Raw genomic sequence first — 15,364 nt, forward strand, 5'->3', positions numbered from 1 at the left:
GCTGATCAATGGTCCTTGATATAAGGTGGTACAGCACGCGGGACATCATTATAGAAAGCACTGAAACAGGCACGGACCACGAGGCGAGTGGATGCGCGTCCGCATCATCGTCGAATTCGCATACATCGTCGGTGAACTGGTGATCGAGGAGGATCGCATCCCCCGCGACATGCTTTTCCGGCAGGTCGACCTGCTGTTCGACGGCATCCTGGAGAAGCTGATCATCCCGGAAACCTGATGGGCAGAGCTGTTCGGCGGCTCACGACATTGCCCGATATCGTATTTCGAAGCGCCTGCTTTTCGATCTTGCGATCATGCGTGAAGATGTCGAGCGCCAGCAGTCGTGGCACACCTTGCCGAAACTTGCCGCTCGCGGCCCAACTCGGATAACCTTTCGGGGTGATTCTCCGGAGCAACCGTGGCCCGTCGCCGGCGGTGAGCGGAGGCGAGCAGGCAAGCAACAAGGTGGCACAGACATGAGCACTCCCCTTTCCGGCCCGGTTCTGGCGCGCGCCGAACAGCTGGATGCGCTGGACGCGATCCTGCCTTTCGACCGGCGCGACCAGCTCGCCATGCTGCTGACGGATGAGGATGTGGCGACGCTCAAGCATCTGGCCGGCGAGGGCATGGGCGAAAACACGCTGCGGGCCTTTGCCTCCGATCTGGGCTATCTCGAAGCATGGTGCCAGGCGGCAACCGAAGGTCCGCTGCCGTGGCCCGCACCGCAGGGACTCATCCTGAAGTTCATCGCCCATCATCTGTGGGATCCCGCACGGCGAGAAACGGACCCCGCCCATGGCATGCCGGCCGATGTCGACGCGCGTTTGCGGAGCGTGGGTTTGCTCCGCGCAAGCGGCCCGCACGCCCCTGCCACAGTGAAGCGACGGCTCACATCCTGGTCCGTGCTGACAAAATGGCGTGGGCTGGAGGGAGACTTTGCCGCAACCTCGGTCAGGTCCGCCTTACGGCTTGCCGTCCGCGCGCATGCACGGCCCCGCGCCCACAAGAGCCAGTCTGCCGTCACGGGCGACGTGCTCTCACAGCTTCTCGCCACCTGTTCCACGGATCGGCTGGCTGACATTCGCGACCGCGCTCTTCTGCTCACGGCCTTTGCGTCCGGCGGACGCCGTCGTTCCGAGCTGGCGCGGCTCTGCGTCGAGGACCTCATTGATGAGGAACCCGTGCGTGAAAACCCGGCAGACCCGAATTCGCGGCAGTTGCCTTGCCTCATCCTTCGCCTCGGCCGCACCAAGACGACCGCAGCGGACGACAATGCGCGCGCGGTCATGGTCGGCCGCCCGGTCGCCGCGCTAAAATCCTGGCTTGCGGCGGGCCGCATCGAAACGGGACCGGTCTTCCGCCGTATCGACCAGTGGGGCAATGTCGACCGCAGGGCGCTCACACCCCAGGCTGTCAACCTGATCCTGAAATCGCGTTGCGAAAAGGCGGGTCTTGACCCAGCTAAATTTTCCGCCCACGGCCTGCGTGCGGGATATCTGACCGAAGCGGCCAATATGGGCGTGCCGCTGCAACAGGCCATGCAGCAGTCGCAGCACCGTTCGCTGGCGCAAGCCGCCAGCTATTACAACGACGGGGATCGCAAGAACGGCAAGGCGGCGCGTATCCTGACTTAGGATTGGGGTCAGCCCAGCGTCTGGCTGACAAGCGCATAGGTGACCGGCGGATTTTCGCCCCCGGTTGCGAAATCCTGGAGCGTCCTGCCGAGGGACATCGTCAGCACCGTGTCAAAAATGGCGAGCCCGCTGCGCACCACGAACAGGGCGAAATCCCCCGCCTCGAAATGGGTGTCGAGACGCAGGAACGTGCCGTCATGATCGCGGATATGGGGTGAGGCAACGGCAATCGCATCCTCATCGCCGCAGGCAACGATCGGTCCGACCACATGTCCGCGTCCGAAGCGGCGGCAAAGCGCGAAGGCGACGAGAGCGCCATCACGGAACAGCCCGTAGCCGCGCGAATGCCGGAACAGTTTTTCCATGAGACCCGCGCGGGGCACGCCGAAGGCTGCCGCGTCGAGCGCAATCGCCGCTGCGAGATCGTCTGCCGTCAGCAGACGCAACTCGCCCGGCACAGTCTCAACCGCCGGCGCATTCGTCACCAGACCCTGACACTGATAGACAGTCTTTTCCGGCTTGAAGCCAATCGACAGGTAGAGCCGCTGAGCCGCGCGGGTGGCATTGAGCCGCAGATTGACGCCCCCGAGATCCTTCAGCGCATATTCCATCAGCCACAGGCCCGTCCCTTGCGTCTGCAGACGTGGCGACGTGATCACCATGCCGATCGTCGCAAGCTCCGGCGAGTGACGAAACCACATCGCCGAACTCATGATGCGGCCGATCTCGTCGGTTGCAACGACGCCCTTGCCAACTTCGCGCAAGAATTGCCAGTCCTGTCCGCGATGCGGCCATCCGACGGAAATGGAAAGCGCGTGAAGCTGCTCCAGGTCGGCATCGGCGACGTCGCCGATCTGCATGGCAAAGGCGTCTATCTGGAGTTTGTCGCTCGGCATCGCGCTCTCAGCCACCGCTCAATTCCTCGAAGAGCATTCATTCGGTCTGCTGCAACAGTGCAGGACAGCGAGCCGATGATAAAGCCTCAAGGCCGCATAATTTGCTCAAAAATTGCTGACAGCACATCGAATATCGCCATCGTTCAATGGATCGCGTGCGTGGCACTCGATGCAGTGCCGCCCGGGGGCGAGAAGGCCGATCGCGTCCATGCGGAGAAATTATGTCGTCGTGAACGGATCATCGCCTTGTCCGACATATCCACAGGGCGGGCCTTCGCGCGCCCCGCCACAAAATAACCTAACAGAGTTTTAACTTGTCGCACCGAAGCGGCCTGCGTATAGCGGCCAACGGCAAATGCGTCCTGGCACCATTGCCCTCAACTCGTCTATCTCTTTGAAAAAAGAGTGTTTTCCGCAGGGGACGACAGAATTTTGGGCAGACTGCATTTCCGCCGGGGCACGATTCCCTTTTCCCTGCACACCCATAGCCGGCTGCTGGGCGCCATCGTCCTCCTGGGCATGGCGGGTGGCGTTTCGGGCTGGGTCTGCCTGAAGACGACGGCCCCAAGGGACGTGCCGAGGGTCGCCGCGGCGATTGCACCGCCGACGCCGACGATCCTTGCACCAGAAAGCCTCGGCCCCGCCGCAAGCCCGAAGCAGGCGCGGCTTCCGCTGCCTCCCGCGACCACATCGGATCTTGCCCGCGTCGACATGCTGGAAGCGCGAATGGACGGATCGTTCGCCGAATACACCTATTTCCGCACCGATATCGACCTGTCGACCGCCGTGCCCGTTCCGGAAAAGAAACCGGAGAGAACGCCCGAGCTGGCATATGGAGAAAAAGTCACACGCGGAGGGCCGGATGATGCCTTCGCCGCGGTTCTGCGCGACGTCAAGCCCGTTCGCTCCAGCCGAATTGTCGGCATGCCGCTGGCCTATGCCGATTTCAGCGCCGGCTCCCCGCTTGGCAAACCGCTCAATGTCAGCCTTTCGGTCAAGCAAAAGGCCGAGCCGGTTTCGCGGGTGGCGCTGATGCCCAAAGGTGATGAGGTGCTGGAAGAAGCGCTCGCCGGCCTCGATGTTCCGCTTTCCGAGGCGAAGCGCCTCACCGCAGCGCTTGCGACAACGGTCCTGCATTTCGGCGATGCGTTCGAGGTCATTCTTGCCCAGCAGGATGATGGCAAGCACATCGTCATGGCCCGCCTGCAGAAGGCCGCCGGTGAGGATGTCATTCTCGCCCGTGTCGAGGATCAGAGTTTCGAGCGCATCACAAAACCTGCGCTCTACGAGCGGCTGAAGCGCGAGGCGACAGCTGGCGAGCAGGAGAATGCGGCAACGGTCGATGCTGACGCGACCCCGGACCTGAAGGAAGAAACGGCCTTCGCACCCCTTCTCGTCAGGAAGATGCTGGATTGCCATGTCCCGCCAAAGATCGTCGCCGAGGTGATCGACCTCGCCCGCAAGAATGGCATCAGCGCCGGCCGCGACGATGTGACGAAGAAGGTGAACCTCGTCTTCCGCGAAGGGCGTGGCAAGCGCGAACTGATTTCCGTCGCCTTCAACACGAAGGACGGCGCGCGGAAATTCTACCGCTTCAAGCCCAACAGGACGACGCCGGCGGAGTTCTTCGACGCGGAGGGCCGCTCGGTATCGAAATTCCTGCTCGCCAATCCCGTGCCGGGCGGCCGGCTCGGGGACGGTTTTGCATGGCGCATTCATCCTATCCTGCGCGTGCGCAAGCATCACGATGGCGTGGACTATGCCGGCCCCATGGGCTCGCCAATCCTTGCGGCGGGCGATGGAACGGTGGAGCTGATTTCCTGGCAGCCGGGTTATGGACGTTATGTGCGCCTGCGCCACGACCAGGGCTATTTGACCACCTATGCCCATATCGGCAAGGCGGCAAAGGGTCTGGCGGTCGGCCAGCGGGTCACGCAGGGTCAGGTCATCGCCTATGTCGGCTCGACCGGCCTTTCGACCGGACCGCATCTCTATTACGAACTGCGCAAGAACGACCGCTATCTCGACCCGACCGCCAACCCGTTGCCCGCGGGTACGGTCCTGTCCGGCAGCTCGCTCGATGATTTCCGCAGGCAGACCGACCAGATCGATGGCATGAGCAAGTTGATCGGGGTCTCCGACAAGGCCATCCAGCCTCCCGACCACGGCTAAGCAGGACGCGCAGAACAGGCAACAGTTCGGAGAAACGCCGGCTCAAAGCTGGTTTGCGCGCAGTGGCATTAATGGCAAACTAAATCCAACATTCAGCAGGCGTTAATTGCGGCCTTTATGGATTGTCGGCAAATTCGGTTCAAACCGGAGACCGACTGATGAATGCCAATTTTGCCAACACGCTCGAAACACTGGAAACGCCCTGCCTTGTGGTGGATGCGGAGCGGATGGAGAGAAATATCACGCGGCTCAGGACGCGCCTTGACGCTCTGGGCGTTTCGCTGCGCCCGCATCTGAAGACGGCCAAGTCGGTTGAGGCCGCCCGCAAGGTCATGACCACGCAGCAAGGCCCCGCCACCGTATCGACCTTGAAGGAGGCCGAGCAGTTCGCCGCAGCGGGCGTGCGCGACATGATTTACGCCGTCGGCATCGCCCCCGACAAGCTCGCCCGTGTCGCTGAAATGCGGGCCCGCGGCATCGATCTCATGGTCGTTGCGGACAATGTCGAGCAGGCTGAGTCGATTGCGGCCGCGTCGAAGGTGGCGGGTTCGCGCATTCCGGCCCTGATCGAAATCGATTGCGACGGCCATCGCTCCGGCGTTCCGCCGCAGGACCACGCCCGCCTTCTTCAGATCGGCCAAGTACTGGCCGCCGGCGCCGAATTGCGCGGCGTGCTGACCCATGCCGGCGACAGCTATCGTGGCGGCGGCCCGGAGGCTCAGGAACGCTTTGCGGAGGCAGAGCGCAAGGCTGTTGTCGACGCCGCGCAGGTTCTGCGCGGCGCCGGCCTGCCATGCCCTGTGGTCAGTGTCGGCTCGACTCCAACAGCGCATCACGCAAAGGATCTGACGGGCGTGACCGAAGTCCGCGCCGGTGTTTTCGTCTTCTTCGATCTGGTCATGGCCGGGATCGGCATCTGCCGGGTCGACGATATTGCGCTCAGCGTTCTCGCCACCGTCATCGGCCACCAGCGCGAGAAGGGCTGGATCATCACCGATAGCGGCTGGATGTCGCTCTCGCGTGACCGCGGCACCAGCAAGCAGCCCGTCGACATGGGCTTCGGTCTGGTCTGCGACGTCAATGGCAACGTTTTCAACAATGTGATTGTTGCCGATGTGAGCCAGGAGCATGGCATTATTGCTGTCCGGCCAGGCTCCAACGGCCGGCTTCCCGAACTGGCCGTCGGCGACCGGGTCCGCATCCTTCCCAACCACGCCTGCGCGACCGCAGCACAGCACGGCGCCTATCATGTCGTGCGCGGGGCTTCGCTTGATGTGGAAGCCGTTTGGCCGCGTTTTGGAGGCTGGTGATGACGACATTGCTGGACATCAGCACGGACGAAGCGCCGCGCCCGGCCGGACATTATGTCCAGGCGAAGCGCGCGGGCAATCATCTTTACATCTCCGGGCAGCTGCCGATCCGGGCGGACGGGGCGCCCCTGCCCGACGACGGTTTCGAGACGCAGGCAGCCCAGGCCATCGACAACATGCTGGCGATCCTCAAGGCTGTCCGCGGGCAACCGGCCGATCTCGTCCGTGTGACGGCCTATATTGTCGGCGTCGGGAACTGGCCGCGCTTCAACGCGGTCTATGCCCAAAGACTCGGGGAGGCGCGCCCCGCCCGCACGGTCGTTCCCGTCCCTGAACTGCACTATGGCTATCTCGTAGAGATCGACGCGGTGGCTGTCTTTGGCCCGTAATTCCAGCGATCCCGCGCGCCGGCGGTCAAACTCGGGACATCGGAAACAACATCTGGCCAGAAAGGACGCAATCTACAGGGCGTCCTCCTGGCGTTTGGAGCTATCGACAGGCGGGAGTGTGGTTGAGGCGCATCGCCATTATGATCGAGGGCGTCCGACCAATCTCGAGAAGCCCGAACCTCCGATAGAATGCCACGACCCCCTCGTTGCGCGGATTGATCCCCAGATGGACGCCAGTGACACCAGAAGTGGTGAGCGCCTGTATTTGCCGGCTGAAGAGCCTCGACCCGTGGCCACCTTTTTGCAGTTCCGGCAGGACGTTGATGTGCAGGTGGGCCGGATAGAGGTCAGCGATGCGAGACGGAGTTCCGGGCGGGTTGTGAATGTAAGCCAGGACATTCTCATCGTGCGGGGTTCCGGGCGAGAAGCCTTGAAGCTCTGCCCTCAGCATCGGCCACCATTCCTTTTTCAGGCACTCCTCGAAGGCAACCGTGTCCGGTGCGGCGACGCAATATCCCATTACCTGCTCGCCGTGGGTGAGGACAAAGGCGTTATCCGGGCAGAGGCGGATGTAAGGCAGGGCCCAGACGAACCCCGGCAGCCGAGGATCGCTATAGCATTGCGTACCATCTTTTCCCGCGTCGGCCGTCCGCAGGCAGATGTCCATGATCGATGCCTCGTCAGACGGGCGGGCCGTGCGGATTGCGACGGCAGGAAGCGGGTTCAAGTCGTTCATCGTATTGTCCATCATTGCACGCGCCGGGATGTGCCAAGCACATCATCGGACCGCTGCCGGGTCTCGGCAAGCTTATTGGTGGGCGGGAATGAGGAAATGACACTGGCAAGCCGGAAGCCAAGTCCGACGACGGCGATTTTCATTCTGGAGTCCTGTTGGCGAGAGCTTTCATCAAGTATCGTCATCCGCCGGGGCGCCGGCGACACGATCGAAGCGATGTTCGAAATCAATTGGCTGGCTGCGCCCGCGCAGGAACGAAAGGCGGCGGAAATCGGGGCTTCCATGGGCAATCAGGGGCAGCATGGCCGCTCCGATGGCCGCCGCGTCCGGTCCCAGCGCACCGGCACAGAGCCGCGGCATATCTCTGTGTCCGCGTGCGCTGACGGAGGGCATCAGCGGATAGGCGCGATCAATGAGAGAATCGATCAGGGCCGCCGGAAAATGGCCGCCCACCACCACGGTCTGGGGGTCGAGAATGTTTTCCAGCAGCGAGACCAGAAGACGCAGGCGTCTTGCGTTGAGATCAAGCCAGCGCATCAGCACGCTGTCGCGCTGGCGGTAAAGGGCGTCCAGCTGGCCGGGGGCGGCAATTTCCCGGCTTTCCCGCCCGAGCATGGCTGCCAGTTCATCCAGAGAAAAGGGCGTTTGCCCCGCCGCTTCGCCGCCGCCAGCAAGCTCTTGCGGCCAAGTCAGAAGACCGATTTCACCCGCGTTGCTCCAGAAGCCCTGCAACGGCACGCCATCATTGATGATACCCGCACCAAGCCCATGCCCGGCGAAGATGTGGACATAGTGACTAAGGCCGACTGCGCGCCCTGCCCTCAGTTCAGCCAGCGCCGCCGCCGTCGCATCATTTTCTATGATGGCGGGGAGACCGCACGCCTCTTCGATTGCCTCGGCCACCGGCAGGCGGCTCCATGCATCCCAGCCCGGAGGACCGACATGGTGTTCGAACTCGGCCTCCTGTAGCGTCGGCATGGCAACGCCCAGGCCCCAGGCAGGAAGATCAGGCGCCACGGATTGCAGGCGTTGCACCATGCCGGCAATGGCGCGCATGGTGTCCTTCGGATCCTGCAGGGAGGCTGAAACCGTCTCCCGGCCCAGCTCCTGCCCAGCGAGATCACACAGGATTCCAACGAGCCCATCGCGGTCTATGTGCACACCCAGGCAGCAGCCCGCTTCGGCCCGGATCCGAAGCTCCTTCTGCGGCGCGCCACGCGCACCTTCAAGACGGATCGTTTCCACCACCAGAGACCGGTCAATGAGGTCCTTGCAGATGTTGGACATCGTCTGAGGCTTCAGGCCAGTCACGTCCACAAGGCCCCGACGGCTGATGCCCTCGCCCGACCGGATAAGGTCGAAGACGAGGCGGCGATTATAACGGCCCGAATATGTGTGGTTGCTGCCCATCAGGGTCATGCAGGGAACCCTTATTTATTACATTAAATAGAATTTATCAGCTTGCTCATCGAGCGTCAAGCAATTGGGAGGCCGCGCCTTTCGTACGAATTGTCATATTTCTGCAATTAAACGCCCATAAATGAGGCTATAAGGCGTCTTGATTTTTAATCCTTTAGATGGATTAATACCCTCGCTCCTGCTCCTCATGATGTAAAAGGAAACATGGCATGTTAAAATCGACCTTGCAGCGACTGATGGCGGGCGCGTTGGCTTCCGCATCCTTCTTCAATATCGCCCAGGCCGGCGAATTGGTGGTCTACACCGCCCATGGCGAAACGACGTCCTCTCCGATCCTGGCCGCATTTGCCAAGGCCCATCCGGATGTAAAGGTCACCGTCGTGCGCGGCGGAACGGGCGAACTGGTGGAACGCCTGCGTGCGGAAGCCGGCAACTCGTCTGCCGACGTGATGTGGGGCGGGCCGACCCAGACCTTTGATGAAAACGCGACGCTCTTTCAAGCCTATGAAAGCCCGGCCGATGCCGAGATGGTAACGATCGACCCCAACCATATCTGGCATCCGTTCACGGTGCTTCTGCAGCCGCTCATCGTCAGCACGAAGCGCGTCGAAGCCGGCTCCATCCCGAAGACACAGAAAGATCTGCTCTCACCCGATTTTGCCAAGGCCGGCGGGTTGATCATTCCGGATCCGGCAAAGTCCGGCACGGGATACACCATCCTGTCTGCCCTGGCCGGCAATTTCGGCTGGGACTTCGTCGGCAAGCTTGCCAAGGGCGCACGGATCGCACCGGGTTCGGACGATGCCTTCAACGCCGTGAGGGATGGCGAGGCCGCAGTCGGCTGGATCAACGAGGATCTTGGCGCCAAATGGAAAGCCCAGGGCCTCCCGATCGCCATCGTCTATCCGAGCGATGCCGTCACCGGGCAGATCGATGCCCAGGCGATCGTCAAGGGTGCTCAGCATCTGGCCGACGCCAAGAGCTTCATAGACTTCCTCGGCACCAAGGGCGCGCACGAGATCGTTCGCGATGCCACAGTGCGCCGTTCGGCCCGCAAGGACACCACCCCGCCGGCAGCACTTCCCGACATGACATCGCTCAACATCGTGTCGGCCGTGGACCCCCGTCCCGTGGTCGTGGCTCGCTTTCAGGACATTCGCGGCAAATGAGAATCCTGCGCGACAATTGGCTTCTTTTTTCAATCGTCGCGCTTTTCTTTTGCGGCCTGACGATTGTCGTCCCGCAGCTTCGCCTTCTGGGTGCCTCCCTTCTCGAGGAGGGGGGCAGCTTCACTCTCCTGCACAACCGCGACGGCCTGCAGTCCGTTCCGGAGATGACCAGCCGATACGCCGTCGAAAAAGTGGCAAACGGCCTTTCCGTGTCGCTGAAATCCGAGCAAGACCTGACGGTGGAGGTGCAGGACGAACGAACGCTCCGGCTCAGCGCTCCGCAACCCATGGCGGTTAACAGGAGCGAGGCCGGTACGCTTGAGCTTGTCTTCGGGCAGAGCCGGTTTTCGCTTTCCCAGCAGGCGCCCCGTGGCCTGTTCTCAACGGCGGCACCGGCACCTCTGGAGGCAAAGCCACAATCCGCCAACACGGTTCTGCTTTCGCATGCGGCCAACGCCTACATCACGTTCGAGAACAAGGCGCTGTCCGTTTCCGCCGTCCACTATCTTGATTTCTTCATACGCTCGGAGACCCTGTCTGCGACACTGAACAGCCTGCTCATCGCGCTCGTTTCCACCGGGCTTGCCGCGCTGATCGGCGTTTCGCTGGCCTATATCGTTGCGCGCTATCAGGTCGCGGGCAGCACGGCGATCACCTTCCTCGTGACCATGGCCTCGGTCTCCCCGCCGTTTCTGGGCGCCTATGCCTGGCGGCTTCTTCTGGGCCGCAACGGCGTGCTGACGAGCTATTTCGGCTGGGACATCTCGATTGTAGGCCTCCACGGCGTCATCTGGGTGATCACATGGCTGGTCTTCCCGATCATCTTCCTGCTCAGCCACAGCTCGTTTCAAAGTCTGGATGCCGGCCATGTCGAAGCGGCCGAAAGCCTGGGCGCGAAGCCCTCGCAGGTGCGCTTCTCGGTCGAAATTCCCCTGGCGCTACCGGGCATCATCACCGGGCTCTATCTGGCGACCATGGCAGCCCTTTCGGATTTCGGAACGCCGCGCATCATCGGTCTGGATGTCAATGCCCTGCCCGTCCTGATCTACACGTCCTTCCTCAGCGAGGCGGGTCGCAATCCTGCGCTGGCCGCGACAGGCTCCATGGTGCTGATCACCATTTCCAGCCTCTTCCTGATGGCACAGCAGATCTATCTGGCGCGACGCGGTTTCTCCGTCGTTTCTTCACGCGCACTGGCGCGGAAACCGCTGTCTCCTGTAGCGCACGCGCTCGTCCTGTGCGGCGTGGCCCTCGTGCTTCTGATGGCTTTCACGCCCCATCTGACGGTGCTCGTCTCCAGCTTCATGGAATGGCGGGTAGGTCTGCCGCGTGCGAACCTGACGCTGGCCAACTACGCCACCATGCTGCAGACCGGCCTGGGGCCGGCCTGGGTCACGCTGTCGCTCGGTCTTGCCGGAACCATGGCCGCGACCGCGCTCGGCCTCGGGATCGCCTATGTGATCATCCGCAAGCGCTACAAGGTCATCGCGCCGGTTCTCAGCCTTGCCGTGATGATGCCCTATGTCATTCCCGGCACCGTGCTCGGTATCGGCCTGATCATGATGTTCAACAAGGCACCGCTTCAGCTGACCGGCACGTGGTTCATCCTGGCGCTGGCCTATCTTGTCCGTAACCTGCCTTTCACGGTGAAGGCTTCGGAAGCCGCGTTGCGGCGTGTTCATCCCGCTCTCGAAGAGGCGGCGCTGAGCCTTGGCGCACGGCCGTTGCGGGTGTTCGTCACGGTCACGGCACCGCTCGTTCTGGCGGGTGCGGTGACAGGTGCAACCCTCACCTTCCTGCATATTGTCACGGAGCTGTCCTCCACCATCGTGCTTTATCGCCCTCCGTGGAAACCCATGACGGCGGTGATCTTTGAAAACACGCTTGTGGACGCCGATTTCGGTGTCTCGGCCGCCCAGACCATTCTTCTGATGCTCATCATCTACATCCCGCTTTATTTCATCGTGCGCTACGGCCAAAACCAAGGAAAATCCGGTGGTTGAAACCAGATCCCAGCAAGCCGAGACCCGAGGCTGCGAAGTCGTCATCGATGGCGTCTCGAAAACCTTCGGCAAGAATGCTGTCCTCAAGGACATCAACATCACCATCAGGCCGGGCGAATTCTTCACCCTGCTCGGCCCTTCCGGATGCGGCAAGACCACGCTGTTGCGCGCAATAGCAGGCTTTCACCCCATCAATGGCGGGCGCATCCGCTTCAATGGTGACGACGTGACAACCCTTCCGGCCTGGGACAGAAACATCGGCTTTGTGTTTCAGAATTATGCCCTGTGGCCGAACAAGACGGTGTTCGACAACGTGGCCTACGGCCTGAAGCTGCGTAAGGTCCCGAAGACCCAGGTCGCCGGGAGGGTGCGGGCGGCGCTGGCGCAGGTTGAACTGCACGACGTGGAAAACCGCTTTCCTGCCGAAATGAGCGGCGGCATGCAACAGCGCATCGCGCTTGCGCGGGCGCTCGTCATCGATCCGCCGCTGCTGCTGATGGACGAACCGATGTCCAATCTCGACGCCCGCCTTCGGGTGGCGCTTCGCCATGAATTGCGGACCTTGCAGAAACGGCTGGGACTGACGGCGATCTACGTGACGCACGATCAGGAGGAAGCGCTCGAAATGTCGGACCGGATCGCGGTCATGCAAAATGGCCTGGTCCAGCAGCTTGCCGATCCGGAAACGATCTATTCCAGGCCCGTCAACCGTTTCGTTGCGGAATTCGTCGGCAGCGCCAATTTTATGGAAGGCGCATTCGACGAGACAGGATTTCTGTTGTCTGAAGGGTCAAGGCTGCAGATTGCCGGGAGGCAACATGCGGGCCGCGGCACCCTCGTCGTGCGTCCCGAGCAGGTAGTTCTCAAGGAATGCGGCCATGGTCTCTTCGATGCGGTCGTCGAAGACAGGCGCTATATGGGCAAGGCCTGGGCTCAAGGTCTGCGGCTCCCGAACGGCCCCCTGCTCTGCGTTGAGACCAGAACGGCACTGGATGTCGGAGCACGGGTGGGTGTCGATTTCGAAAACTTCACGTTTCTGCCGGCGGAGGCATGAACCATGACCGAGCTGTCGCTTGAGAATCTCCTTGAACTTGCCTGCTCGGCCGCTCACGCCGGAGGCGCCCAGTTGAACGCGCATTTCGGCCGTTTGCAGCAGAACACCATCCAGCGGAAGGCGCTGGGGGACTATGCTTCGAAGGCCGATCTGGCGGCGGAAGAGGCCATTGCCGCCGTTCTGGCGAAGGCGGGAAACGCCTTCGGTTTCCTTGGCGAGGAAACAGGCACACGAAACGCCGCGGCCGAACGCCTGTGGGTAGTCGACCCCCTGGACGGAACGAGCAATTTCATCTGGGGCATCCCCTATTTTGCCGTGAGCATCGCTCTGTGTGATGCTCATGGCGAATTGCTCGGCGTCGTCTACGATCCGCTGCGCGAGGAAATGTTTACGGCCATCCGTGGCAAAGGCGCGCGGCTGAACGGGTCAGCACTTGCGCTCCTGGGACAAAAATTACCGGAAGAGGCCATCATCTCGATGTCGATGCCGGTTCGCGGACAATTGAAGGCGATCAGCCGCGATAGCTTCTTCCGGTCGCTCAGCGACATCACGGATGAAACGGCGGGCGTTCGCCGTCTGGGATCGGCGGCGCTCGATCTGGCTTATGTGGCTGCCGGTCGTCTGGACGCCTATTTCGAGGACGGTCTCAGCCACTACGATTATGCCGCCGGCAAAATCATCGCGCAGGAAGCCGGTGCACTCGTGACGTCCCTCTTCGGCGGGCAACCCGATGACGGTGGTTCACTGCTTGCCGGGGCGGCGCCTCTGCATGGATGGCTGGGCGGCAAGCTCCGACAAGACGTCAGGCCGGTCAGCTCCGGACCCCGCTGAACCGATCTCGCTCTCCGTCTTTACGCAATGCCGGACGCGAAACCGGTTTCTGCGGATCGGCCGAATAGCCCATCAGCAGCGCGTTCCGGATGATGACCGAAAGCCCGAAGGTGAGGAGCAGCGGCGGCAGAAGGTCGCCACCCATCGTGTGGTTCAGAAGGAAACGCTGGAGCACATAGCCGACGACGGCCATGAAGGGCACGACGAGAGTGATATCCTGCTCGATGATGTTGGCAGCTCGCGTCAGGCAAGCGCGAGCTTACGCTGCGTCGACAGTGCTCTGACGCAGGACAGCGCCAGGACGATCACCGGCAGGCAAACAAGGTAAGAAGAGCGAATGCCGAAATGCTCGGCAATAAAGCCGAGGAGTGGTGGAGCGAGGAAAAATACCACGAAGGACATTTGCGCGATTGCCGCGACGTTCAGATGAGAGGCGCGGTCGGTCCGCTGCGCGGCGGCCGAGACGGCAAGCGGATAGACCGCGCTGCAGCCCGAGCCCATCAGGGCAAATCCGAGCAGTGCCACATATTCATGGGGTGCCAGCCAGACGGCGGCAAGTCCTGCCGCAGACACAAGGAGCAGCACAAGAGCCACGGTTCGCGAGCCGAAGCGGTCGACCAGTGGATCAGCGAACAGGCGGGTAGCGGCCATGAAGAAGGTGAAGAGCGTAAGGCCGAGACCACCAATGAAAGGGACGGACTGAAAGACGTCGCGCATATAGATCGCCGACCAGTCGATGCCTGCGCCTTCTACGAGGAAGGCGGCGATGCCGATGGCGCAGAGTGGCAGAAGGCCGCGGGTCGGAAGCGCGATGTGTCCGGCCTCGACATGATCCGCCGTCTGGCGCGCCGGTTCGTTCCGCATGCCGGCAATCGTGATGCTGCCGACCAAGAGCACAAAGGCGAAGGTGAGGCCCAGATGCAACTGTACCGGCACCTCGGCCTGGCGAAGCGCTGCCGACACTAGGGCGGTGACGAAGAAACCCAGGCTCCAGAAGCCGTGAGCGCGGTTCATCACGCCCTTTCCGAGCCTGGCCTCGATCCGATCGATCTCGACATTGAGATTGATCTCGAGCGCGCCGGCCAGCAGTCCTTCGCAGAAAAGGATGACAAAGACGAGGGGTGCGCTGCCCGCCCACGGAACAAGCGCCAGCAGCCCGGAGCTGCCCAGAACTGTCAGGAACGCGGTCTTGCGGGCGCCGAAACGGGCAATCAGCGGCGAGGAAAACGTCAACGACACCAGCGCACCGATGGCGGCGCCAATCAGCGTGAGCCCGAGTTCCGACTTGTCGACCTGAAGGCTCTCCTGCAGGTCGGGCAGGCGTGACAGCATGGCGCCCATGGAAATTGCGAACAGAAAGAAGCAGATGTAGATCCGATGCTGCGGCTGGATGGACATGATGCCTCGCGGTGTTCGGCTGACGGTTGGGCTCGCCTGATCGGCTTACAAAGAGCGGTCGTCAGTAGCACAGGAAAACGGATCGGTGAAAGCCCGCCGACATATTGCTGAATTTCGAGTGCCGGGTTGCTGTCGGGTAACAGCTGCTGTCTCTGAACGCAAAGGGCATGACGTTCGGGGCGTCCTGTTTCGGATCTTCGCCACTGAAATTAATCACTTACCAACACATGTAAATTAGCATTTCCGAATTAACCGATCACGGCGTGCGGAAATGAACACCGAAGAAATGTCAGCCAAGTTCCTGAACACCGAAGCCTCGCTGGATGAGGAGGGACGGCGATCATTGAAAACCG

General features: G+C 61.9%; 15 protein-coding genes. 9 read left to right on the plus strand and 6 right to left on the minus strand.

Annotated elements, in window-relative coordinates:
- Nucleotides 1–91: 91 nt before the first annotated feature.
- Entirely contained in the window at nucleotides 92–238 is a 147-nt protein-coding gene (locus tag ABID16_RS12735) for a hypothetical protein (RefSeq protein WP_354556725.1), read from the plus strand.
- A 238-nt stretch (nucleotides 239–476) separates the two neighbouring features.
- The gene (locus ABID16_RS12740) at nucleotides 477–1,634 is read left to right on the plus strand and encodes a site-specific integrase (RefSeq protein ID WP_354556726.1); all 1,158 of its coding nucleotides are present in this window, start codon (nucleotides 477–479) and stop codon (nucleotides 1,632–1,634) included.
- A gap of 8 nt (nucleotides 1,635–1,642) precedes the next feature.
- Here the strand turns inward: ABID16_RS12740 and ABID16_RS12745 are convergent, their stop codons facing one another.
- Nucleotides 1,643–2,530, minus strand: coding sequence for a GNAT family N-acetyltransferase (locus ABID16_RS12745; protein ID WP_354556727.1), 888 nt, complete (start codon nucleotides 2,528–2,530; stop codon nucleotides 1,643–1,645).
- Nucleotides 2,531–2,962: 432 nt separating this feature from the next.
- On the opposite strand from ABID16_RS12745, the gene ABID16_RS12750 reads away from it, so the two are divergent.
- From ABID16_RS12750 to ABID16_RS12760, 3 genes are all read left to right on the plus strand, one after another.
- Nucleotides 2,963–4,702 (plus strand): M23 family metallopeptidase, encoded by a 1,740-nt coding sequence (locus ABID16_RS12750; protein ID WP_354556728.1) that lies wholly within the window; start codon nucleotides 2,963–2,965, stop codon nucleotides 4,700–4,702.
- A gap of 158 nt (nucleotides 4,703–4,860) precedes the next feature.
- Nucleotides 4,861–6,012 carry a DSD1 family PLP-dependent enzyme gene (locus tag ABID16_RS12755; RefSeq protein ID WP_354556729.1) on the plus strand — a complete coding sequence of 384 codons (1,152 nt, stop codon included), beginning with the start codon at nucleotides 4,861–4,863 and terminating at the stop codon, nucleotides 6,010–6,012.
- On the plus strand, nucleotides 6,012–6,401 hold the full coding sequence (locus ABID16_RS12760) for a RidA family protein (RefSeq protein WP_354556730.1): 390 nt from the start codon (nucleotides 6,012–6,014) through the stop codon (nucleotides 6,399–6,401). The genes ABID16_RS12755 and ABID16_RS12760 overlap by 1 nt, the downstream gene beginning before the upstream one ends.
- 100 nt (nucleotides 6,402–6,501) lie before the next feature.
- On the opposite strand, the gene ABID16_RS12765 is transcribed toward ABID16_RS12760, so the two are convergent.
- From ABID16_RS12765 to ABID16_RS12775, 3 genes are read right to left on the minus strand one after another with little or no spacing between them, the layout of a single operon-like run.
- On the minus strand, nucleotides 6,502–7,137 hold the full coding sequence (locus ABID16_RS12765) for a GNAT family N-acetyltransferase (RefSeq protein WP_354556731.1): 636 nt from the start codon (nucleotides 7,135–7,137) through the stop codon (nucleotides 6,502–6,504).
- Between the two features lie 11 nt (nucleotides 7,138–7,148).
- Entirely contained in the window at nucleotides 7,149–7,280 is a 132-nt protein-coding gene (locus tag ABID16_RS12770) for a hypothetical protein (protein WP_354556732.1), read from the minus strand.
- A 28-nt stretch (nucleotides 7,281–7,308) separates the two neighbouring features.
- Nucleotides 7,309–8,556: an ROK family protein gene (locus ABID16_RS12775; RefSeq protein ID WP_354556733.1), complete on the minus strand. Its 1,248-nt coding sequence runs from the start codon at nucleotides 8,554–8,556 to the stop codon at nucleotides 7,309–7,311.
- A gap of 209 nt (nucleotides 8,557–8,765) precedes the next feature.
- Between ABID16_RS12775 and ABID16_RS12780 the strand changes: the two genes are divergently transcribed.
- From ABID16_RS12780 to ABID16_RS12795, 4 genes are read left to right on the plus strand one after another with little or no spacing between them, the layout of a single operon-like run.
- The gene (locus tag ABID16_RS12780) at nucleotides 8,766–9,725 is read left to right on the plus strand and encodes an extracellular solute-binding protein (protein WP_354556734.1); all 960 of its coding nucleotides are present in this window, start codon (nucleotides 8,766–8,768) and stop codon (nucleotides 9,723–9,725) included.
- Nucleotides 9,722–11,728 carry an ABC transporter permease gene (locus ABID16_RS12785; protein ID WP_354556735.1) on the plus strand — a complete coding sequence of 669 codons (2,007 nt, stop codon included), beginning with the start codon at nucleotides 9,722–9,724 and terminating at the stop codon, nucleotides 11,726–11,728. Before ABID16_RS12780 ends, ABID16_RS12785 begins: the two co-directional genes overlap by 4 nt.
- Nucleotides 11,721–12,782, plus strand: a complete 1,062-nt coding sequence (locus ABID16_RS12790; protein WP_354556736.1) for an ABC transporter ATP-binding protein — start codon at nucleotides 11,721–11,723, stop codon at nucleotides 12,780–12,782. The genes ABID16_RS12785 and ABID16_RS12790 overlap by 8 nt, the downstream gene beginning before the upstream one ends.
- A gap of 3 nt (nucleotides 12,783–12,785) precedes the next feature.
- On the plus strand, nucleotides 12,786–13,613 hold the full coding sequence (locus ABID16_RS12795) for an inositol monophosphatase family protein (protein ID WP_354556737.1): 828 nt from the start codon (nucleotides 12,786–12,788) through the stop codon (nucleotides 13,611–13,613).
- Here the strand turns inward: ABID16_RS12795 and ABID16_RS12800 are convergent.
- Together ABID16_RS12800 and ABID16_RS12805 are read right to left on the minus strand one after the other, a co-directional pair.
- Nucleotides 13,594–13,815 carry a hypothetical protein gene (locus ABID16_RS12800; RefSeq protein ID WP_354556738.1) on the minus strand — a complete coding sequence of 74 codons (222 nt, stop codon included), beginning with the start codon at nucleotides 13,813–13,815 and terminating at the stop codon, nucleotides 13,594–13,596. The genes ABID16_RS12795 and ABID16_RS12800 overlap by 20 nt on opposite strands.
- Nucleotides 13,816–13,856: 41 nt before the next feature.
- Entirely contained in the window at nucleotides 13,857–15,011 is a 1,155-nt protein-coding gene (locus ABID16_RS12805; RefSeq protein ID WP_354556739.1) for an MFS transporter, read from the minus strand.
- Nucleotides 15,012–15,364 lie beyond the last annotated feature (353 nt).

The sequence above is a fragment of the Limnomicrobium aquaticum genome, assembly GCF_040545545.1.
Classification (GTDB): Bacteria; Pseudomonadota; Alphaproteobacteria; order Rhizobiales; family Rhizobiaceae; genus Ensifer_A; species Ensifer_A aquaticum.